Source organism: Paracoccus sp. J39 (assembly GCF_000518925.1).
GTDB lineage: Bacteria > Pseudomonadota > Alphaproteobacteria > Rhodobacterales > Rhodobacteraceae > Paracoccus.
In genome coordinates, this window is record NZ_JAEN01000006.1 from 26874 (window position 1) to 46445 (window position 19572).

A 19572-nucleotide genomic window follows, 5' to 3' on the forward strand; every position below is an offset into this window, starting at 1 on the left:
GGGGCTTGCCATGATCGAACTGGTCTTCATCGCCTGCATGGGCGGCGCCCCGGCCGATTGCCGGGAACACAGCCTGATCTATACCGAGGTCACGCCCCTGGTCTGCATGCATGGCGCGCAGCCTGCGCTGGCGCAATGGGTCGAGACGCATCCCGACTGGCGCATCGCCCGCTGGTCCTGCCAGACGCTGCGCCGCGAGCGCAGCATCTGACGGGGCGGCGCCTAGGCCGCGTCCTCGATATGGCCGCCCAGGAACAGCTGGCCGACGCGCGGATCCCGAAGCAGCGCGTCGGCCCTGTCGAACATCCGGGTCTGGCCCAGTTCCAGCACCAGCCCGTAATCCGACATGGCTAGCGCCGCCTTGGCGTTCTGTTCCACCATCAGCACCGTCACCCCCTGGTCGCGCAGCCGGATCAGGGTCTGGAACACCTCCTGCACCAGGTTGGGCGACAGCCCGATCGAGGGCTCGTCGATCAGGATCAGCTTGGGGTCCAGAAGCAGGGCGCGGGCGATCTCCAGCTGCTTCTGCTGGCCGCCCGACAGCTCGATGGCCTTCTGGTCGCGTCGCTCGCGCAGCATGGGAAACTGGTCCATGACCTGCTCCATCCGCTGCCGGACCCGGGACTGGTCGCGGGCGGTGATGCCGCCCAGCTCCAGATTGTGGAACACCGACAGCTGCGGCACCACGTTGCGGCCCTGCGGCACATAGGTCACGCCGCGGGCGATCATCTCGGCCGGGCGCTTGCGGGTCACGTCCTCGCCCTCCAGCAGGATCTGGCCGGAATGGATGTTCAGCAGCCCGAAGATCGCCTTGAACACGGTGGATTTCCCGGCGCCGTTCGGCCCGATCACCGTGGTGATCGAGGCCTTGGGAATACTGAACGAGGTGCCGTTCAGGATGGTGATGCGGCCATAGCCGCCGGTGACGTCCTTGAGTTCCAGCATGTCAGCCCCCCAGATAGGCGTCGATGACCATCTGGTTCGCCCGGATCTCCTCGGGCGAGCCTTCGGCGATGATCTCGCCCTGCGCCAGCACGATGATGCGGGTGCAAAGCGACATGACGAATTCCATGTTGTGCTCGATCACCACGAAGGTGGTGCCGTGCTCGCGGTTATAGGTCATCAGCCGCTCTTTCAGATGCGCCAGCATGGTCAGGTTCACCCCGCCCGCCGGCTCGTCCAGCAGCACGATGCCGGGCCCGGCCATGAAGGCCATCGCGGCATCGACCAGCTTCTGCTGGCCGTAGGAGAGCGAGCCCGCCTCGGTGTCGCGATAGGGAGTCAGGTTGAAGAACTCGATCAGCTGCTCGGCCTTGTCGGTCAGGCCGGCGTCGGACTTGCCGAAAAGCCGGCTCAGCATCGAGCCCTCGTGCTCCTGTCCGGCCAGGATGACATTGTCGAGCACCGTCATGCGCGGAAAGACCGACAGCTGCTGGAAGGTGCGTCCGACGCCCATCAGCGACAGGTCGGCCGGCCGCACGCCGTCGGTCGAGCGGCCGTTGATCTCGCAATGGCCGGCGCTGGGGCGCAACTGGCCCAGGATGCAGTTGAACAGCGTCGACTTGCCCGAGCCGTTCGGGCCGATCAGGCCCAGGATCTCGCCCTTTTGCACGTCGAAGCTGACATCGTTCACGGCGCGGATGCCGCCGAACTGCTTCGAGATGTTGCGGACGGAAAGGACGGGGGCGGTCATAGCTGGAATCCCTTCTTCATATCGCGGCGCGTCTCGTGCCGGGGGCGGAACTGGTTCCAGATCTTCTGGCCCAGCCCGATCAGCCCCTGGGGCGAGAACACCATCAGCACGATCACCAGCGCCGAATAGATGATGAGGTAATAGCCCTCGGTGAAGCGCAGGAGTTCCGGCAGCAGGATCACCACCGCCGCGCCCAGCATCGGGCCGAAGAAGAAGCCGGCGCCGCCCACCACCACCATCAGAAGCAGCTTCAGCGAATGGATCAGCGCGAAGCTGCCCGGCTCGATGAACTGCACCAGCGGCGATTGCAGCGCCCCGGCCAGCCCCCCGAAGGCCGAGCCGATGGCGAAGGCCAGAAGCTTCTGGCGGCGGATCTTCAGCCCCAGGCTCTCAGCGCGGATCGGGTTCTCGCGCAGCGCCTTGAAGGCCCGGCCCCAGGGCGAGCGCAGGATCCACCACATCACGAAGGCCGAGACCAGGAAGCAGGCCAGCGCGAAATAGTAGAAATTCAGGTTGCTGTCGGTCGCGATGCCAAGGACCGAGGGCCGCGGCATGCCGACCAGCCCGAAGGAACCGCCGGTGATCTCTTCCTCGTTGCGCAGCACCAGGAACAGCAGCGTGTTGAAGGCCAGCGTCACGAAGGCCAGGAAATGGTGCTGCACGCGCAGCGCCGGCCAGCCAAGCAGCAGTCCGACCGCGAAGCAGGAGGTGATCGAGATCAGCGCCGCCGCGATCCAGGGCACGCCGGCCAGGGTCAAGAGCGCGGTGACATAGGCGCCGATGCCCATGAAGCCCGCCTGCGCCAGGCTGACCTGCCCGGCATAGCCCAGCGTCAGGTTCAGCCCCATGGCCGAGATCGAGAACAGCAGCCAGGAGGTCAGCGTATAGATGATGTAATTGCCCTGGCCGATGGGCGCGGCGACCAGCGCCGCGATGCCCAAGGCGATCAGGATGATGCGGGTGCGGGTCATACGGCGCGTCCCTCCTTGGTGCCAAGCAGCCCCTGCGGGCGCAGCAGGATGATGGCGATGAGCAGGATCAGCGGCATGGCCGAGCGGTATTCGGCCGAGACATAGACCGCCGAGAGGTTGTCGATGACGCCGATCAGCAGCCCGCCGACCAGCGCGCCGCGGATCTGGTTGAAGCCGCCGACGATGGCGGCGATGAAGGCCACCAGGCCCAGCGTCTCGCCATTCGAGAACTTGGCCAGGTAGATCGGCGAGATCAGCACCGAGGCGATGGTGGCCAGCGCCGCGTTGATCAGGAAGGTATACATCACCATCCGCTTCACATCGACGCCGAGGATCTCGGCCACGGCGGGGTTCTGGGCGCTGGCCTGCATGCAGCGCCCGGTGCGGGTGCGGTTCAAGAACAGCTGCAACCCGCCGATGGCCAGCATCGAGACGATCAGGTTGCCGATATCCTGCGCCGAGACGCTGGCGCCGGCGAAGTGATAGACCTTCTGCGGAAAGATCGCCGGGAAGGGCTGGGCGGTGGCGCCATAGAATTCCTTGACGCTTTCCTTCATCAGCAGGCCAAGCGCGATGGTGGCGATGACCAGCGGCAGGGTGCCATGCGGCAGCATCGGTTCGACCACCAGCTTCTTGAAGGCGACGCCCAGGATGAGAAGCGACAGCAGCAGCGAAAAGCCGATGGCGGGCCACATCGGCAGGCCCAGCCCCATGCCGACCAGCACGAAGAAGGCCGGCAGCATGACGAATTCGCCCTGCGCGAAGTTGATGGTCTGCGATGCCTGCCACAGCAGGGTGAAACCCACCGCGGCAAGGGCGTAGATGGAACCGGCGGCAAGGCCGGAGATCAGGATCTGGATTAACTCGGCCATGAGAGCCTCACGTCAGGTTGACGGATACGGGGGCAGGCCGGCGGAATGCCGGTGCCAGCCTGCCTCGCGCGCTGTGCGGGCCGATCAGTTCGGCGGCAGGATGGCCTTGACCACCTGCTTGCCGTCCTGGACCTCGACGAAGAAGCTTTCGCGCGACATTTCGCCGGTCTCGTCCCAGCTGACGTCCATCAGCACGCCGGGGCATTCGGCCACAGTCAGCGTCAGGCCGTGCATCTTGTCGGCGATGGCCTGGCTGTCCGCCTCGCCCACCATCTCGGCCACGCATTTGAGGGTATAGGCGGCCGTGTAGCCCTTGATGGCGTTGTGGTCGGGCGTGTAGTTGAACTTGGCCTTGAACTTCTCGACCATCTCGGTCATCGCCGGGATATTGGCGTCGGGGGTCAGGCCGACATGGCCCATGGCGCCGTTGGCGGCGTCGCCGGCCAGCTCGATGACCTTGTGGCCGATCAGCGTCGTCTCGCCCACCAGCGGCAGGGTCACGCCCTGCTTGCGGGCCTCGCGCAGGAAGCGGGCGCTTTCCTCCTCGGTCAGGTAGACGAAGGCGGCGTCGGCCTGGATGCCCTTCAGCTTGACCACATCGGCCGAGAAATCGGTCTGCGCCTGTTCGGTGGGCAGGTCGGCGACGATCTCGAAGCCATGGGCCTCGGCCTCCTTCAGGAAGGATTCGTGCCCGCCCTTGCCGAATTCGGTGTTGGCCCAGACCACGGCGACCTTCTTCACCCCCATTTCCTCGGCCATGTATTTGGCCATCTTGGGCACGCCCTTCTGCGAGCCGAAGGCGGTGCGGAAGATGTAGGGGTTGCCCATCCCGGTGATCGAGGGCGCCTCGGAGCCGGTGAATTGCGGGATGCCGGCCTGTTTCGCCACCAGCATGTTCACCACCGTAGAGGACGAGAACACCGTGCCGGTAATCGCCACCACCCCGTCGTCGATGGCCTTCTGCACCATGGCCCGGCTGACCTGCGGGTCGGTCTGGCTGTCATATTCGGTGACGGCGACCGGTTCGCCCAGCACGCCCCCGGCCGCGTTGATCTCCTCGAAGCCCATCCGCACGCCGTCGCGGAAATTGGTGCCGGCGGCGGCGCCGGGGCCCGAGAGCTCGACGATCGAGCCGATCTTCAGCTCGGCCAGCGCCGGCACGGCGGCCAGCGCCAGCGCGGCGGCGGCGGTCAGTGTCCTGATCATTGCGTTTCCTTCCTCCCTGGTTCGGATCCTGTTTTGCATGGGATCTCCTCTTCCTCTCCATAATCTGCCATGTCGCGTTCCACGCGAACATTGCAAAACGCGCAAAGATACATAATCGGGCGGTTATGCAGCGCCCCTGTGCCGTTCAGTCCAGCGCGATCTGCCTGACCCCCATCAGCAGTTCGGCCAGCAGCACCGCCTGCGCCTCGAACATGCCCGAGCCCGGCATCGTGCCGCAGCCTCTGGCGCGCGCGGCGGCGATCAGCGGCGGGATGGCCGGGCGGGTGACCACGTCGGCGACGAATTGCGCGGCGGTCAGCAGCCCGGCCTCGACCGGCAGCGGGTCGCCTTCGCGCATGCCCAGCGGCGTCGCGTTCGCCACCAGCGCAAAGCCGCGCGGATCGGTGCCGCCGATGCGGACCCGGCCGGGAAAGGCGGCGTCCAGCCGCGCGATCAGCGCGTCGCGCCGCGCCGCGTCGATGTCGTGCAGCGCCAGTTCCGAGGCGCCGCGCGCCAGGATCTCGTAGGCGATGGCCGAGCCGGCGCCGCCGGTCCCGACCAGCAGCGCCGGCTTGCCGGCGACGTCGAAGCCCTGCGCGGCGATGCCGTCCATGTAGCCCTGCCCGTCGGTCGCGTCGCCGATCCAGCCCCCGTCCCGGCGCAGCATGATGTTCACCGCGCCCGCGGCCCGCGCCCGCGCCGTGACGCGGCTGCAGAAGGCCAGGCAGGGCGCCTTGTGCGGCACCGTCACCACGATGCCCGGACAGTTCTGGACCGCCGCGGCCTGCGCCAGCCAGCCGGGCAGGTCCTCGGGCAGGACGTGGATCGGCACCACCATGCCGTTATGGCCGCGATCCGCCATGATCTGGCTGAGCGATGCCGGCGATTTCACCTGCCCGATCGGGTGGCCGATGATCGGGAAGAATGCCGTCTCTCCGTCGATGCGCAGCGGTTGGGCCATGCTGGTTCCTCTTTCCCTCTTGCGGACAGCGCCCCCGGGCTGGCCGCGCCTTGAAACAATCACGCGCCCCGCCGTCAGGAAATGGACGATAGGGGCGGAACATTGGATTTTCGCGCCTCTGCGCCGCGGGGGGCGATTCCGGCGCCTCATCCGGTTCGAAGCGGAAGATCGCAGAAAGTGGAATATCATTCAATATTAAAATTGACTTCCGATATTCTTTCTGGCTTGATGCCCAAGAAGGTCGGAAGGAGGGATGTCCATGGATCGGATCGCGGTCGCCGTCATTGGTGCGGGAGTCATCGGGCGCACGCATATCGACACGCTGGCGCGCCTGTCGGGGCTGCGGCTGTCGGCGCTGGTCGATCCCGCCCCCTCGGGCCGGGCGCTGGCCGAATCGCTGGGCGTGCCCTGCCTGCCGGACGCGGCGGCGCTGATCGATTCGGGGCTGGCGCAGGCCGCCATCGTGGCGACGCCGAACGAAACGCATCTGCCGGTCTCGGCCGCGTTGCTGCGCGCCGGCATCCCGGTGCTGCTGGAAAAGCCGGTGGCCGAAAGCCTCGATTCGGCGCGGCAGCTGATCGCGGTGGCGGATGAGACCGGCGTGCCGCTGCTGGTCGGCCATCACCGCCGGCACAATCCGATCATCCGCGCCGCGCATGAGGCGATCCGCGGCGGCCTGCTGGGCGATCTGGTCATGGCGACCGTGACCTGTTCGCTGGCCAAGCCCGACGATTATTTCCAGGCGCCCTGGCGGCGCAGCAAGGGTGCGGGCGGGCCGCTGCTGATCAACCTGGTGCACGAGATCGACCTGCTGCGGCATTTCTTCGGCGAGATCGCCGAGGTACAGGCCATCGCCAGCCATGCCCGCCGCGGCTTCCCGGTCGAGGACACGGCGGCGGTCTGCCTGCGCTTTGCGGGGGGCGGGCTGGCGACGCTGTGCATCTCGGACGCGGCGGTCGGGCCCTGGGCCTGGGACCTGACGGCGGGCGAGAACATGGCGCGGTTTCCGGCGCATCGCGTCCCGGCGCATCATTATGCCGGCAGCCGGGCGGGGCTGTCGCTGCCCGACCTGCTGCTGTGGCAGCCGCCCGGCGCGCCGGACTGGACGCAGGAACTGCAACCCCGGCCGCTGCCCGTCAGCCACGGCGATCCCTATGAGGCGCAGCTGGCGCATTTCGCCGATCTGGCGCGCCATGGCGGGACGCCGCGCGTCTCGGCCCGCGACGCCACCGCCAACCTGATCGTGCTGGACGCCATCCGCGCGGCGGCCGAGACGGGGCAACGCGTCGCGGTTGACCTTTCGGCGCTGAACCGCGAACCTGAAACCGCCTTCAACAGCGGAAGCGGATCATGAGCAGCGTTCTGGAAAAAGCCCTCGCCATCGTCGAACTTCTGGTCGATCACCCGATGGGCCTGCCGGTCACCACCATCGCGGCGGTGACCGAACAGCCGGCCAGCGGCGTGCACCGCACCCTGCAGGAACTGGCGCGGCTGGGCTATGTCCGGCAGTTGCAGGCAGGCGGCGATTACGCGCTGACCATCAAGCTGCCGGCCTTGGGCCTGGGCTTCATGGGCCGCGCCGGCATCACCGATGTCGCCCAGCCGGTGCTGGACCAGCTGGCCGCCGACAGCGGCGAGCTGATCCGGCTGTCGGTGATCGACGGCGAGCGGCTGATCTGGGTGGCGGTGGCGCAGGGCGCGACGCGCGGCTTGCGCTATGACCCGGGGCAGGAGCAGGGCGTGGTCGTGCACCTTGCCAGCTCGGCCGGCGGCAAGGCCTGGCTTGCCAGCATGAGCGACGACGAGGCGCTGGCGCGCGTCGGCGCGCAGGGCCTGCTGCGCCAGGCCGAGGGCATGGGGCCGAACGCGCCGACCAGCATCACCCTGCTGCTGCAGCAGCTGGCCGAGGCGCGGGCGCGCGGCTATGCCACAGCGGTGGACAGCTATATCGCCGGCATGGCAGCCATGGCGGTGCCGGTGCGCTATCACGGCGACGGGCCGGTGCTGGGCTGCCTGTCCATCGCCGGTCCGGCGGTGCGCATGACGCCCGAGCGGATGGCGGAACTGGCGCCGCGCCTTCAGGCCGCGGCCGGGGAACTGGGCGCCGCTGCCGCGGGAACCAAGTATTTTCAGGCAAATGTCAGGGCGATCGACGCCGATGCCGAGGACGGGCGGAAAAGCGCATAGGCTTTTTCCCGGCTCGCGCCCCTGACGGGCAGGAGTGAATGGACGTTTCATCCGAACGCAGGCTGGCCTGCGATGTGCTGGTCATTGGCTCGGGGGCCTCGGGGCTGGCGGCGGCGGTCACGGCGGCGCATTTCGGCCTGCGCGTGGTGCTGGCCGAGAAGGCGCCGGTCTTTGGCGGCACCTCGGCCTGGTCCGGGGGCTGGCTGTGGATTCCGCGCAATCCCTTGGCCCGCGCCGCCGGCATCGACGAGCCGCCGGAAGCGCCCCGCGAATACCTGCGCAGCGAACTCGGCAACCGCGCCAGCGACCCGCGGCTGGAGGCGTTTCTGGAGAACGGCCCCGAGATGGTGGCCTTCTTCCAGGACCATACGGCAATGCGCTGGGTGGACGGCAATGCGGTCCCGGATTTCCACGAGACTCCGGGCGCCGCGAAAGGCGGGCGTTCGGTCACGGCCATGCCCTATGACGGGCGCGAGCTGGGCGGCTGGATCGGCAAGCTGCGCCCGCCGCTGGACGTGGCGAGCCTTTGGGGCATGGGCATCGCCAGCGGCGCCGACATGCGGCATTTCTTCCGCGCCAGCCGCAGCCCGCGCTCGGCGCTATATGCGGCGGGGCGGATCGCGCGGCATCTGCGCGACCTGGCGCTGCACCGGCGCGGCATGCAGCTGGTCAACGGCAATGCGCTGGTGGCGCGGCTGCTGCGTTCGGCGCGGGACAAGGGCGTGGTGCTGCTCGACAGCGCGCCGGTCTTGGCGCTGCAGCGGCAGGGCGGCCGCGTCGCGGGTGCGCGGCTTTCGACGCCGCAGGGCGAATTGCTGGTCGAGGCGGCGCGCGGCGTGGTGCTGGCGACCGGCGGCTTCCCGCATGATCCGGCGCGGCTGGAGGCGTTGGCCCCGCGGGCAGGCGGCGGGGCGGGGCATTTCTCGGCCGCGCCGCGCGCCAATACCGGCGACGGGCTGCGGCTGGCCGAGGGGGTGGGGGCTGCCGTCGATGGCGAGCTGGCCTCGAACGTCGCGCTGGCGCCGGTGTCGCTGGTGCCGCGCCGGGACGGCCCGCCCGCGCATTTCCCGCATCTGGTCGAGCGCGCCAAGCCCGGCATCATCGCCGTGACGCCGCAGGGCCGGCGCTTCGTCAGCGAGGCCGACAGCTATCACGATTTCATGCGGGCGCTGATCGCCGCCACGCCGCCGGGCGAGCCGCCGCATTGCTGGCTGATCGCCGATCACAAGGCGCAGCGCCGCTGGGGGCTGGGCTGGTCCAAGCCCTTCCCCTTCCCGCTGGGGCCGGCGCTGCGCAGCGGCTATCTGAAGCGCGGCCGCACGCTGGAGGAACTGGCCCGCGCCTGCGCCATCCCCGGCGTGGCGCTGGCCGAGACCGTGGCCCGCTTCAATGCCCATGCCCAACGCGGCGAGGATCCCGACTTCCAGCGCGGCGAAAGCCTCTACAACCGCGTGCAGGGCGATGCGGAACAGGGGCCGAACCCCTCGCTGGGGCCGCTGCTGCGGGGGCCGTTCTACGCCGTCAGGATCGTGCCCGGCTCGCTCGGCACCTTTGCCGGGGTCAGGACCGATGCGGCGGCGCGGGTGCTGGACCGGGACGGCCAGCCGATCCCCGGCCTTTACGCCGTGGGCAACGACATGGCCTCGGTCATGGGCGGGCATTACCCGTCGGGCGGCATCACGCTGGGGCCCGGCATGACATTCGGCTATATCGCCGGCCGCGTTCTGGCCGGCCTGCCCGTGACCGGGCTTTCACAGGAGGAAACGTCATGAGCTATTACGAACTCGCCACCCTCGACACGGTGATCTTCGGCGCCGGCAAGGCCGCGCCGGGCATCGAGGCCTGGGCGGCGCAAGGGCAGGGCCGGCTGTGCGGCGCCTGGGGCACCGATATCGGCACGCTAAACCGGGTCTTTGTGCTGCGTGCCTTCGACAGCCTCGCGCAGCTTCATGAGGAGCGCGAGCGCGCCCTGCGTTCGGACAACCCCTTCGGCTGCGCCGAGCAGCTGGTGCGGCTGTCGATGGAGAGCTATCGGGCGCTCGACTTCCTGCCGCCGGTCCAGCCCGGCAGCTTCGGCCCGGTCTACGAGTTCCGGACCTACAGGACCAGGGTGAACGGCATCCTGCCCACCATGGAGAAATGGCGCGCGGCGGTGCCGGAGCGCGAGGTCTATTCGAAGCTGACCGTCGCCATGTACGGGCTGGACGGCGAACCGCGCCTGACCCAGATCTGGCCCTATGAAAGCCTGGCTGCGCGCAGCGAGGCGCGGGCGAAATCGGTCGCGGACGGCAAATGGCCGCCCAAGGGCGGGCCGGACTGGCTGTCGCCCGACATGACCAGCCAGATCGCGCTGCCGCTCGGCTTCTCCCCGCTCAAGTGAGGCTGTGATGACGCATCCGCTTTCGCTGGCCTTTCTGACCACTTTCGAGGTCGGCCCCGCCGAGGCCGTCCGCATCGCCGCCGCCACCGGCTACCAGATGGTCGGGTTGCGCATCCTGCCCGCCGCGCCGGGGGCCGAGCCGGACTATCCGCTGCTGACCGACGACCGGCTGCTGGCCGAGGTGCGCGCGGCGCTGGCCGATACCGGCATCCGGGTCGGCGATGTCGAGATCGTGCGCCTGAAGCCGGAAAACGACTGGGATCTTTTCGCCCGGTTCTGCGCCCGCTGCGAGGCGCTGGAGGCGCGCCACGTGCTTGTCGCCGGCGATGACGCGGACCTTGGCCGGCTGACCGACAGCTTCGCGCGCTTCTGCGCGCTGGCCGCGCCGCACGGGCTGACGGCGGACCTGGAATTCATGCCCTGGACCGCCGTGCCCGACCTGACCGCCGCGTGGCGGATCGTCGAGGCGGCCGGCCGGCCGAACGGCGGCGTGCTGGTCGATGCGCTGCATTACGACCGCTCGGCCACCACCCCGGCGCAGATCGCGGCGCTGCCGCGCCATCGGGTGAACTATGTCCAGCTCTGCGACGGCGCCGTGCCCTATGACCCCAGCGACGAGGGCCTGATCCGGGTGGCGCGGGGCGAGCGGCTGTTTCCGGGGCAGGGCGGCATCGACCTGATCGGCTTGGCGCGGGCGATCCCGGAGGGCGTCACCGTCAGCGTCGAGGTGCCGCATCGCGCCCTGGCCGGCAAGGTCGATGCGCTTGGCCGCGCCGCCATGGCCCATGCCGCGACCATGGCGATCCTGCGCGCGGCGGGCCGGGCCTGAACCGCATCGGCGCAGCGAATTTCCGCAAGAAATCCGCCGCATTCCCGGCTAGGATCGGCGCATGAAGGAACTGACTCTCCGCCAGGTCGAGGTGATCCGCGCCGTGATGATGGCCGGCACCATCCAGGGCGCGGCCAAGCTGTTGAACGTCTCGGCCCCCGGCATTTCCCGGCTGGTCAAGCATACCGAGGAATCGCTGGGCATCCGGCTGTTCGAGCGCAAGGCGGGGCTGTTCGTGCCCTCGACCGAGGCGGCGGCGATCTTCGAGATGGTGCATCAGGTCCATCGCCAGATGGAGAACCTGAACACCGCCGTCGCATCATTGCGCAAGGGCGAGGACGTGCGGCTGTCCTTCGCCTCGGCACCCTCGATCGCGCAATTCATCGCGGCGCGGGCGATCCGCGGCATCCGCACGCGCTTTCCCGACCTGTTCATCGACCTGAACATCCTGAAGATCGAGGAGACCTCGGACTACCTGCTGCTGGAACGCGGCGAATTCGTGCTGATGAGCTCGGCCATCGACAATTCGGCGCTGTCGAGCGCGCCGCTGGCGCATGGCCGGCTGGTCGCCATCGTCCCCGAGGGGCATCCGCTGGCGGAAAAGCCGGTGATCTCGGTGCATGATCTGGCGCGCGAGCCCTTTGTCGGCGTCGATCCCGCCGATCCCTATGGCGAGATCCTGGCCCAGCCGTTCCGCGACGCGGGGATCGAGCCGCGCTATTCCATGCGCGGCCGCTTCGCGCAGACCGTGGTCAGTCTGGTGCGCCACCGGCTGGGGGTGGCGATCATCGACGAATTCTCGGTGGCCGAGGTCTATATGCCCGGGGTGGTGCGCCGCCCGCTGGCCGAAAGCGCCGGCATCACCGCCTGGGTGGTGACGAAAAAGGACCGGCAGCTGTCGAGCTTTGCCGAATATGCCATCGGCCGGTTCCGCCGCGAGCTGGCGGTTGCCGTGGCGCGGGAAAGCTGGGACGCGCCCGCGCCCTGAAGGCGCGGCGGGGCGGGCAGGGCGGCCGGGTCGGGTTATCCGTCCGACGGCCGGTGCGCGCCCCCGCTTGCGCCATCCCGTAGCCGGATGAGCCTTGACCGGGCGCCCGGGATGGGTGCGCCGTCATCGGGCCGTGCCGATAGCCCGGATCTCGATCCGCTGCCTTGGGCAGGTTGGCTGCGGGCGTTTGCTGCGCCCCTCGGATTGGGCGATCCGGGGGGATCAGCCGTGAAGGAGGCGATTGGCGGCCTCGCGAAGCACGCTCGCCACCTCGGGATGAGAATCGGCGGCCTTGTCCTGATAGGACCGGGCCGTCTCGTGCTCGCGTCCGGGCCGCAGCAGCGGCGAACTCAGAAGCAAGTCCATCAAGAATGCCCGGAGCGCCTCGCCGCGCTTGTCATCGCCTTTCATCGTCGGATTCCTCTTCCTGTCCGCTTTGCCCGATCCTGCCGCGTGGGCGCGGCGATGTGCAGGCACCGCGACGATGAGACAATTTCAAGGGATCGGAGGAAATCCCGGACCGGTCGCGGAATGGCGTGTCATGCCGAAGCCCCGCCCGCACCGGCCGCAGGCTGAAAGCGCGGGCCGGCCGGCTTCCGGCGCTTGCGGGTCCAGGACGGGGCGGCGGGCCGGGCCATGGCTCCCGGCGCCGAAAGCGCCCGGCCGCTGCCTTCCGCCGCTCAGGTCAGGGCTTCGCAGGCCCGGGCGATGGCGGCGCAGGCCTCTTCGATGACCTCCATCGAGGTCGCGGTCGAGATGCGGAAATAGGGTTCGAGCCCGTATGCGCCGCCATGGACCGAGGCGACGCCTGCCGCTTCCAGAAGATACAGGCTGAAATCCAGGTCGTTCCTGATCGTCCTGCCGTCCGGCGTCTTCTTGCCGATCAGCCCCGCGCAGCTGGGAAAGAGGTAGAAGGCGCCGTCCGGCAGGCGGCAGGAAAGGCCGGGGATGGCATTGATCAGCGCGTGGGCGCGGTCGCGCCGCTGGCGATAGACCGCGACGGCCTCGTCGACCGAATGCTGGTCCGAGGTCAGCGCCGCGGCGGCGGCTGCCTGGCTGATCGAGGAGGGGCAGGACGACATCTGCGACTGCAGCTTGTTGATCGCATCGATCAGCGCCAGCGGCCCGACGCCGTAGCCGATCCGCCAGCCGGTCATGGCGTAGGACTTGGAGACGCCGTTGACGACCAGCGCCTGCGGTTTCAGTTCGGGCAGGACGGTCAGGATGCTGCAGGGTTCGAAATCGGCGAACCAGATCCGGTCGTAGATCTCGTCGCAGAGCACCATCACATGCGGATGGCGCAGCAGCACCTGTCCCAGCGCCCGCAACTCGTCGGCGCTGTAGGCGGCGCCGGTGGGGTTCGAGGGCGAGTTCAGGATCACCCAGCGGGTGTTGGCGGTGATCGCGGCCTCCAGCGCCTCGGGGGTCAGCTTGAAGCCGACCTCCTCGCCGCAGGGAACGACGACCGGGGTGCCGCCATTGGCGATGACCATGTCGGGATAGGACACCCAATAGGGCGCCGGGACGATGACCTCGTCCCCGGGCTCGACGGTGGCCATCAGCGCCACGAACAGCACCTGCTTGGCGCCGCCGCCGACGCAGATCTCGTTCAGTTCGCAATCGATGTTCAGCCGCGTCGCGAAGTCGTGCTGGATGGCCTTGCGCAGCGCGACCGTGCCGTTGACCGAGGTGTATTTCGTCTCGCCCCCTTCCATCGCCCGGATGGCGGCGGCCTTGATGTGGTCGGGTGTGTCGAAATCGGGCTCGCCCACGGTGAGGTTGAGGATCCTGCGTCCCTCGGCCTGCAGGTCGCGGACCTTCTGCGCGGCGGCGGTGCTGGGCGAGACGCGGATGCTGGTGACGCGCGAGGCCAGTTTGATGTTGCTCAAGGCAATCTCCATCGGTGCGGATTGTTCGGATGCCGGCGGGGCGGCGCGTTACTTGTTGCCGGTCAGGATCACGTCGTCGCCCACGCGCTTTGCGGTGCGCAGGCCGCCGGGGACCTGCAGCGTCGGCAGCAGCTCGATCAGGTTGATGTTGACGTATTGCGGCGTCCCGACCGCATATTCCACGGCATCGGCGATGTCCGAGACCTGCGGCATCTCGAAGCCTTCGTAATATTTGCGTTTCGCCTCGGCGGGGTCGATCTTCTCGACCTTGGCGAAGATGTCGGTCTCGACCCGGCCGGGGCTGATCTCGGTCACCCGGACGCGGCGGCCGAAGGCATCGACCCGCAACTGGCGCGAGACGGTATGCATCGCCGCCTTGGTGGCGTGATAGGCGATATGGCCGCCGAACTCGTAATGCCCGGCCATCGAGGTGATGTTGACGATATGGCCGCGGTCGCGTTCCATCATGCCGGGCAGCAGCAGCCGGGCCAGATGCAGGGCGGCGCGCAGGTTGACGTCGATCTGCTCGTCGATGTCGAAGGCGCTGGAGGTAAGGATGCTGCCCGGCCGCGACACGCCGGCATTGTTCACCAGCACGTCGATTTCCAGATCCTTGACCAGCGCGGTCACGGCCTCGGTGTCGGAAACGTCCACCGCATGCGGGATGACGCCGCATCGGTCCGCCAGTTCCTGCAGCTTGTCGGCGTTGCGGGCCAGGGCGTGGACGGTCAGCCCCTTGGCGCGCAGCCGCTCGGCGATCGCCCAGCCCATTCCGCCCGAGGCGCCCGTCACCAATGCCGTCTTGTAATCCGAAAATGCCATGGTTCTGTCTTTCTTCTTAATGAATGCCCGGGGGGTCAGATGTGGCGGGTCAGCGGCGCGATGGTCGCGCCGCCCGCCGTGATGCCTTCGCGCAGCCGCCGCGCCAGCTCGACCGCGCCCGCCGTGTCGGAATGGACCAGGATGGACTGCACCGGCATGGGGATGATCTGGCCGTCCACCGTGTCGACCTGCCGGTCGCGGATGACCCGCATGACGCGGGCCACGACCTGCTCGGCATCGTGGATGACCGCCCCCGGCTGGCTGCGGGGGGCAAGCTGGCCGCTGGCCAGATAGCCGCGGTCGGCCAGGAACAGGCGGACGACGTTGCCGCCCATCTCCAGCGCGGCCTTTTCCAGGGCGCTGCCCGGCAGGACCAGGAAGGCGATCTCGGGGTCGAAGGCCATGGTCGCGCGCGCCACCGCCGCCGCGATGGCGGGATCGGAGCTGGCGAGATTGCCAAGCGCGCCATGCGGATTCATGTGGGTGATGCGATGCCCGGCGCGGCCCGCCAGCCCGGCCAGCGCGCCCAGCTGATAAAGCACATGGCATTCCAGTTCCGGCAGGTCCATGTCCATCCGGCGGCGTCCGAAACCCATGCGGTCGGGAAAGCTGACATGCGCGCCCAGATCGACGCCATGCTCTCTGGCCAGCCGGATGGTGCGGTCCATGATGACCGGATCGCCGGCGTGATAGCCGCAGGCCACGTTGGCCGAGCTGATCTGCGCCATCAGCGCCTCGTCATCGGCGATGCGATAGGGGCCGAAACCCTCTCCCATGTCCGAATTGATGTCGATGATCATGGCTTGGTCTCCAATGTCAGGACGGTGTCGCCGTGGCCGAACAGGGTGCCGGATTCCGGGATCTGCGACGCGATGGTGCCATCCGCCGGGGCGGTGAGGGCGGCGCGGACGGCGCCTTGCGCGACATAGCCCAGAAGCTCGCCGGTGCGGACGGCGTCGCCGGGCGCAAGGACGGGCAGGCCGTCGTCGCTGCCGCGCGGCAGGAAGCGGCCGATGTCGGGGCTGCGCGCGGCGGCGGTCGCCGTCGCGGGTTGCGCCTGGGCCGCGGCGGCCGGTGCGGGTCCGGCCGGCAGGACCAGGCGCAGGAACATGTCCCCGCCCTCGATCTCCAGCGTGCCGACGCCATGCGCGCGCATCGCGTCCAGAAGCCGGGTAAGGTCTTGCTTGTCGAACATCACTGCCATCCCCCCTGCCGGATCCGGAACGTTTCCAGCTCGGCGCGGAGTCCGGCCAGGTTTTCCTGCTGCACCCTTGCGGCCTCGGCCGCCTCGGCCAGCGTCACCCGGCGAAAGCGCAGGCGGTCGCCCGGCCGGGCCTGCGCGATGCGCCACAGGTCGGGCTCGATGACCGCCGCGATCTTGGGATAGCCGCCCATGGTCGCGGAATCGGCCAGCTGGATGATCGGCTGCCCGCCGCCCGGCACCTGAACGATCCCCGGCGCGATCCCGTGCGAGCGCAATTCGCCCGACGCGGCATAGGCCAGCGGCTCGCCCTCCAGCCGATAGCCCTGGCGGTTGCTTTGCTGGCTGACCGCGTAGGGCGTGGTCCAGAACGCCTCGCGCGAGGCCGGGGCGAAATCCTCGTATTCGGCCGAGGGCAGGGCGCGCAATTCGATCTCTGCGACCCCCGGGGCACGCAGCGCGGGCATGGTGAGGCTGAATCCCGCAAGCGGCAGCGGCGCGGTATCCGCCGCGGCGCGCAGCAGGTCGCCGGCGGCAAGGACGCGGCCTTCCAGCCCGCCGAAGCCTTCGCGCAGCTGCGTGCTGCGCGAGCCCAGCACCGCCGGCACGTCGATCCCGCCGGGCAGGGCCAGATAGGTGCGGGCGCCCGATGTCATTGGGCCAAGCTCCAGCACCTCGCCCTCGTCCGCCATGCCCGCCCAGACCCGGGGCAGGGGGCGGCCGGCCAGCGTCGCGCCGCAGGCCGCGCCCGCCAGCGCAAAGGCGCCGGCTTGCCGGAACCGGAACCGTGCCGGGGTCAGCGGGATTTCCAGCGTCGCGGCATCCTCGCCATTGCCCAGCATCATGTTGGCGATGCCATGCGACAGGGCGTCCATGACTCCGGCGCGGCCAAGGCCCTGCGACCAGTAGCCGTCGCGGCCCAGGTCCTGCACCGTCGCGCCCGGCGGAATGAAAAGAACCTCGATCATGCCTTGACCTCGACGGGGTTGAAGCGGATCCGGTCGCCGGGCCGCAGCAGCGCGGCGGGGCTGCGTCCGGGGTCGAAGAAGGACAGGCCGGTGCTGCCGATGGTGTTCCAGCCGCTGGGGCCCGCCGAGGCCGAGACCCCGGTCTGCAACCCCGCCAGCGACAGCGACCCGCCCGGCAGCCGGGGCAGCGGCACCTTGCGGCGCGGCGTTTCCAGCCGGGGATCCAGGCCGCCCAGATAGCAATAGCCGGCATGGCTGCCGACCGCATAGACCGTGTATTCCGGCGCGGCATGCAGGCGCACCACCGCGTCCACCGGCAGGCCGGTCATCTCGGCCACCTCGGCCAGATGCGGGCCGTCATAGGCCATGTCGATGGCCAGAAGCCGGCCCTCGACCTGCTTGCGGATGCCGCTTTCCCACAGCGCGGTCAGGTCCTTCTCGATCCGGTCGAGTTCGGTAGGGACATGGTCCAGAAGCAGCGTGAGGTTCGTCATGCCGGGCACGGCTTCGCGCACGCCCTTCCAGGTGGCGGCCTCGTCGGCGACGGCCCAGATACGCTGCTGGTTGGCAAGGTCGAAGGGGCAGGGGGGCTGGAACAGCACCGCCCGGCTGCCGATCATGGAAAGCTTCGCGTCAGGCATGGCGGGATTTCCGGGTTTCGAGCCAATGTTCGAGATGGTGGATGCTGACCCCCCCGGCCGAGAAGCCGGGCTCTGCCAGCATCTGCCGGTGCAGGGGGATATTCGTCGAGACGCCTTCCACCCGCGCCTCGGCCAGCGCGGTGCGGGCGCGGGCCAGCGCCTCGTCGCGGTCGCCGCCATGGGCGATGATCTTGCCGATCATCGAATCGTAGCTCGCCGGGATCTCCGAACCGGCGCCCACATGGGTATCCACGCGGATGCCCGGCCCGCCGGGCATATGCATCGCCGTGATCCGGCCGGGGCTGGGGGCGAAGCTCTGCGGATCCTCGGCATTGATCCGGCATTCGATGGCATGGCCGTGGGCGCGCACCTGGTCCTGGGTGATCGGCAGCGGCTTGCCGCGCGCCACGTCGATCTGCATGGCCAGGATGTCCAGCCCGGTGACCATTTCCGTCACCGGATGCTCGACCTGGATGCGGGTGTTCATCTCGATGAAATAGAACTGCCCGTCCTCGTAGAGGAATTCGAAGGTGCCGGCGCCGACATAGCCGATCCGGCGGCAGGAGGCGGCGCAGCGTTCGCCGATTTCCGCGATCAGCGCCCGGTCGATGCCCGGCGCCGGCGCCTCTTCGATCAGCTTCTGGTGGCGGCGCTGCATCGAGCAGTCGCGGTCGCCCAGCCACAGCGCATGTCCATGTGCATCGGCCAGCACCTGGATCTCCACATGGCGCGGCCTTTCGAGGAATTTCTCGATATAGATGTCGGCATTGCCGAAGAAGCGGCCGGCCTCTTGCCGGGTGACCATGAAGGCATCGGCCAGTTCGGATTCGGTCCGCACGACGCGCATGCCGCGCCCGCCGCCGCCGCCGGCCGCCTTCAGGATGACGGGATAGCCGATCCCGGCGGCGATCCGGCGGATGGCGTCGGGATCGTCCGGCAGCACGCTGTCCGGGCCGGGCACGCAGGGCACGCCGGCGGCGATCATGGCGCGCTTGGCCTCGACCTTGTCGCCCATCATCCGCATGACCGGGGCGCCGGGTCCGACCAGCCGCCGGCCCGCGGCCTCGACGGCCTCGGCGAATTCCGGGCGCTCGGAGAGGAAGCCATAGCCGGGATGGATCAGGCCCGCGCCGCTGGCCTCGGCGGCTGCCAGAAGCGCGGGGATGTTCAGATAGCTCTTGGCGGCCGGTGCGGGCCCGATGCAGATCGCCTGATCGGCCAGGTGCAGCCAGGCGGCGTCGCGATCCGCCTCGGAATGCGCGCAGACGACGCGCAGGCCAAGCCGGCGGCAGGCGCGGATGATGCGCAGGGCGATCTCGCCCCGGTTGGCCACCAGCAGGCAGTCCATGTCGATCGCGGCCATCAGCGGATCCTCATCAGCGGCGCGCCCGCCTCGACCGTCACGCCGTCTCCGACCATGATGGCCTCGACGGTGCCGGCATGGGGCGCGGGGATGGCGGTCATCATCTTCATCGCCTCGATGACGCAGATCGTCTGGCCGGCCTCGACGCGGGCGCCGACCTCGACAAAGGCCGTCCCGCCGGATTCGGGGCGCAGGTGGCACAGGCCCGCCAGCGGGGCGGTGACGGCATCTGCCTCGGGCGCCGCCGGGGCGGCCTGCGCCGCCTCGATGGCGGGTTGCGCGGGCAGAGGGGCGTCGCCCGCGCCGCGGCGGATGGTGATACGGTGCCCCTCGGCCGAAAAGGCGAACTCGGCCAGATGGTTTTCGGCGGCCCATTCCATCCCCGAGATGATGGAGTCGATGGTGATCGGCATGCGAAGGGCGTCGTCCCTGTGCGAAGTTGCGTTCTCTTGCGATTGGTAGCACCGCCGCTTCGCAATGATGTCAGAGCGGTTTCGCATGACCCGGGCAGGGGCATCGCGAAACCCGATCACATCAGATGCAGACGCTCTTATGCCTGGGACTGCGTCCTTCCTATGCTGCCGGCCGATCACCGCCGGCC

General features: G+C 69.1%; 22 protein-coding genes. 7 read left to right on the forward strand and 15 right to left on the reverse strand.

What is annotated here, in order from left to right; all coding sequences use genetic code 11:
- Positions 1-10 precede the first annotated feature (10 nt).
- Positions 11-211, forward strand: a complete 201-nt coding sequence (locus L632_RS0107520; RefSeq protein WP_024845239.1) for a hypothetical protein — start codon at positions 11-13, stop codon at positions 209-211.
- An 11-nt stretch (positions 212-222) separates the two neighbouring features.
- On the opposite strand, the gene L632_RS0107525 is transcribed toward L632_RS0107520, so the two are convergent.
- The 6 genes from L632_RS0107525 to L632_RS0107550 form a co-directional block, all read right to left on the reverse strand.
- Positions 223-945 carry an ABC transporter ATP-binding protein gene (locus L632_RS0107525; protein WP_024845238.1) on the reverse strand — a complete coding sequence of 241 codons (723 nt, stop codon included), beginning with the start codon at positions 943-945 and terminating at the stop codon, positions 223-225.
- Between the two features lies 1 nt (position 946).
- The gene (locus L632_RS0107530) at positions 947-1693 is read right to left on the reverse strand and encodes an ABC transporter ATP-binding protein (protein WP_028713067.1); all 747 of its coding nucleotides are present in this window, start codon (positions 1691-1693) and stop codon (positions 947-949) included.
- Positions 1690-2664, reverse strand: a complete 975-nt coding sequence (locus L632_RS0107535) for a branched-chain amino acid ABC transporter permease (RefSeq protein ID WP_028713066.1) — start codon at positions 2662-2664, stop codon at positions 1690-1692. The genes L632_RS0107530 and L632_RS0107535 overlap by 4 nt, the downstream gene beginning before the upstream one ends.
- Positions 2661-3536 carry a branched-chain amino acid ABC transporter permease gene (locus L632_RS0107540; RefSeq protein ID WP_028716557.1) on the reverse strand — a complete coding sequence of 292 codons (876 nt, stop codon included), beginning with the start codon at positions 3534-3536 and terminating at the stop codon, positions 2661-2663. Before L632_RS0107540 ends, L632_RS0107535 begins: the two co-directional genes overlap by 4 nt.
- An 84-nt stretch (positions 3537-3620) precedes the next feature.
- Complete coding sequence (locus L632_RS0107545) at positions 3621-4742, reverse strand: ABC transporter substrate-binding protein (protein ID WP_028716558.1); 1122 nt, start codon at positions 4740-4742, stop codon at positions 3621-3623.
- A 145-nt stretch (positions 4743-4887) separates the two neighbouring features.
- A complete protein-coding gene (locus L632_RS0107550; protein ID WP_036697598.1) occupies positions 4888-5703 on the reverse strand; it encodes a shikimate dehydrogenase in 816 nt (271 codons plus the stop codon).
- Between the two features lie 259 nt (positions 5704-5962).
- Here L632_RS0107550 and L632_RS0107555 point away from each other — a divergent pair, with 259 nt between their 5' ends.
- The 6 genes from L632_RS0107555 (at position 5963) to L632_RS0107580 (ending at position 12087) form a co-directional block, all read left to right on the forward strand.
- Entirely contained in the window at positions 5963-7057 is a 1095-nt protein-coding gene (locus L632_RS0107555; protein WP_028716560.1) for a Gfo/Idh/MocA family protein, read from the forward strand.
- A complete protein-coding gene (locus L632_RS0107560) occupies positions 7054-7890 on the forward strand; it encodes an IclR family transcriptional regulator (protein ID WP_028716561.1) in 837 nt (278 codons plus the stop codon). The genes L632_RS0107555 and L632_RS0107560 overlap by 4 nt, the downstream gene beginning before the upstream one ends.
- Positions 7891-7928: 38 nt before the next feature.
- Positions 7929-9662, forward strand: coding sequence for an FAD-dependent oxidoreductase (locus L632_RS0107565; RefSeq protein ID WP_028716562.1), 1734 nt, complete (start codon positions 7929-7931; stop codon positions 9660-9662).
- Positions 9659-10270, forward strand: coding sequence for an NIPSNAP family protein (locus L632_RS0107570; RefSeq protein WP_028713059.1), 612 nt, complete (start codon positions 9659-9661; stop codon positions 10268-10270). The genes L632_RS0107565 and L632_RS0107570 overlap by 4 nt, the downstream gene beginning before the upstream one ends.
- Before the next feature lie 7 nt (positions 10271-10277).
- Complete coding sequence (locus L632_RS0107575; RefSeq protein ID WP_028713058.1) at positions 10278-11099, forward strand: sugar phosphate isomerase/epimerase; 822 nt, start codon at positions 10278-10280, stop codon at positions 11097-11099.
- Positions 11100-11160: 61 nt separating this feature from the next.
- Positions 11161-12087, forward strand: coding sequence for a LysR family transcriptional regulator (locus tag L632_RS0107580; protein ID WP_028716563.1), 927 nt, complete (start codon positions 11161-11163; stop codon positions 12085-12087).
- Positions 12088-12309: 222 nt separating this feature from the next.
- On the opposite strand, the gene L632_RS0107585 is transcribed toward L632_RS0107580, so the two are convergent.
- The 9 genes from L632_RS0107585 to L632_RS0107625 form a co-directional block, all read right to left on the reverse strand.
- Positions 12310-12498, reverse strand: a complete 189-nt coding sequence (locus L632_RS0107585) for a hypothetical protein (RefSeq protein WP_028713056.1) — start codon at positions 12496-12498, stop codon at positions 12310-12312.
- 269 nt (positions 12499-12767) lie between these two features.
- A complete protein-coding gene (locus L632_RS0107590; RefSeq protein ID WP_028716564.1) occupies positions 12768-13976 on the reverse strand; it encodes an aspartate transaminase in 1209 nt (402 codons plus the stop codon).
- A gap of 48 nt (positions 13977-14024) precedes the next feature.
- Entirely contained in the window at positions 14025-14798 is a 774-nt protein-coding gene (locus L632_RS0107595; RefSeq protein WP_028716565.1) for an SDR family oxidoreductase, read from the reverse strand.
- A gap of 35 nt (positions 14799-14833) precedes the next feature.
- Entirely contained in the window at positions 14834-15598 is a 765-nt protein-coding gene (locus tag L632_RS0107600) for a LamB/YcsF family protein (RefSeq protein ID WP_028716566.1), read from the reverse strand.
- Positions 15595-15993 carry a hypothetical protein gene (locus L632_RS0107605; protein WP_028716567.1) on the reverse strand — a complete coding sequence of 133 codons (399 nt, stop codon included), beginning with the start codon at positions 15991-15993 and terminating at the stop codon, positions 15595-15597. The genes L632_RS0107600 and L632_RS0107605 overlap by 4 nt, the downstream gene beginning before the upstream one ends.
- Positions 15993-16967, reverse strand: a complete 975-nt coding sequence (locus L632_RS22195; protein ID WP_051476392.1) for a biotin-dependent carboxyltransferase family protein — start codon at positions 16965-16967, stop codon at positions 15993-15995. The genes L632_RS0107605 and L632_RS22195 overlap by 1 nt, the downstream gene beginning before the upstream one ends.
- Positions 16964-17608, reverse strand: coding sequence for a 5-oxoprolinase subunit PxpB (gene pxpB / locus L632_RS0107615; protein WP_028716568.1), 645 nt, complete (start codon positions 17606-17608; stop codon positions 16964-16966). Before pxpB ends, L632_RS22195 begins: the two co-directional genes overlap by 4 nt.
- Positions 17601-18971 carry an acetyl-CoA carboxylase biotin carboxylase subunit gene (accC, locus tag L632_RS0107620; RefSeq protein ID WP_028716569.1) on the reverse strand — a complete coding sequence of 457 codons (1371 nt, stop codon included), beginning with the start codon at positions 18969-18971 and terminating at the stop codon, positions 17601-17603. The genes pxpB and accC overlap by 8 nt, the downstream gene beginning before the upstream one ends.
- Complete coding sequence (locus L632_RS0107625) at positions 18971-19384, reverse strand: acetyl-CoA carboxylase biotin carboxyl carrier protein subunit (RefSeq protein WP_028716570.1); 414 nt, start codon at positions 19382-19384, stop codon at positions 18971-18973. Before L632_RS0107625 ends, accC begins: the two co-directional genes overlap by 1 nt.
- Between the last annotated feature and the right edge of the window lie 188 nt (positions 19385-19572).

Excerpts from the sequence above, each read along its gene's own strand:
- L632_RS0107520 (WP_024845239.1), top strand. The coding sequence starts at position 11 with ATGATCGAACTGGTCTTCATCGCCTGCATGGGCGGCGCCCCGGCCGAT.
- L632_RS0107525 (WP_024845238.1), bottom strand. The coding sequence starts at position 945 with ATGCTGGAACTCAAGGACGTCACCGGCGGCTATGGCCGCATCACCATC.
- L632_RS0107530 (WP_028713067.1), bottom strand. The coding sequence starts at position 1,693 with ATGACCGCCCCCGTCCTTTCCGTCCGCAACATCTCGAAGCAGTTCGGC.
- L632_RS0107535 (WP_028713066.1), bottom strand. The coding sequence starts at position 2,664 with ATGACCCGCACCCGCATCATCCTGATCGCCTTGGGCATCGCGGCGCTG.
- L632_RS0107540 (WP_028716557.1), bottom strand. The coding sequence starts at position 3,536 with ATGGCCGAGTTAATCCAGATCCTGATCTCCGGCCTTGCCGCCGGTTCC.
- L632_RS0107545 (WP_028716558.1), bottom strand. The coding sequence starts at position 4,742 with ATGATCAGGACACTGACCGCCGCCGCCGCGCTGGCGCTGGCCGCCGTG.
- L632_RS0107550 (WP_036697598.1), bottom strand. The coding sequence starts at position 5,703 with ATGGCCCAACCGCTGCGCATCGACGGAGAGACGGCATTCTTCCCGATC.
- L632_RS0107555 (WP_028716560.1), top strand. The coding sequence starts at position 5,963 with ATGGATCGGATCGCGGTCGCCGTCATTGGTGCGGGAGTCATCGGGCGC.
- L632_RS0107560 (WP_028716561.1), top strand. The coding sequence starts at position 7,054 with ATGAGCAGCGTTCTGGAAAAAGCCCTCGCCATCGTCGAACTTCTGGTC.
- L632_RS0107565 (WP_028716562.1), top strand. The coding sequence starts at position 7,929 with ATGGACGTTTCATCCGAACGCAGGCTGGCCTGCGATGTGCTGGTCATT.
- L632_RS0107570 (WP_028713059.1), top strand. The coding sequence starts at position 9,659 with ATGAGCTATTACGAACTCGCCACCCTCGACACGGTGATCTTCGGCGCC.
- L632_RS0107575 (WP_028713058.1), top strand. The coding sequence starts at position 10,278 with ATGACGCATCCGCTTTCGCTGGCCTTTCTGACCACTTTCGAGGTCGGC.
- L632_RS0107580 (WP_028716563.1), top strand. The coding sequence starts at position 11,161 with ATGAAGGAACTGACTCTCCGCCAGGTCGAGGTGATCCGCGCCGTGATG.
- L632_RS0107585 (WP_028713056.1), bottom strand. The coding sequence starts at position 12,498 with ATGAAAGGCGATGACAAGCGCGGCGAGGCGCTCCGGGCATTCTTGATG.
- L632_RS0107595 (WP_028716565.1), bottom strand. The coding sequence starts at position 14,798 with ATGGCATTTTCGGATTACAAGACGGCATTGGTGACGGGCGCCTCGGGC.
- L632_RS0107600 (WP_028716566.1), bottom strand. The coding sequence starts at position 15,598 with ATGATCATCGACATCAATTCGGACATGGGAGAGGGTTTCGGCCCCTAT.
- L632_RS0107605 (WP_028716567.1), bottom strand. The coding sequence starts at position 15,993 with ATGTTCGACAAGCAAGACCTTACCCGGCTTCTGGACGCGATGCGCGCG.
- L632_RS22195 (WP_051476392.1), bottom strand. The coding sequence starts at position 16,967 with ATGATCGAGGTTCTTTTCATTCCGCCGGGCGCGACGGTGCAGGACCTG.
- pxpB (WP_028716568.1), bottom strand. The coding sequence starts at position 17,608 with ATGCCTGACGCGAAGCTTTCCATGATCGGCAGCCGGGCGGTGCTGTTC.
- accC (WP_028716569.1), bottom strand. The coding sequence starts at position 18,971 with ATGGCCGCGATCGACATGGACTGCCTGCTGGTGGCCAACCGGGGCGAG.
- L632_RS0107625 (WP_028716570.1), bottom strand. The coding sequence starts at position 19,384 with ATGCCGATCACCATCGACTCCATCATCTCGGGGATGGAATGGGCCGCC.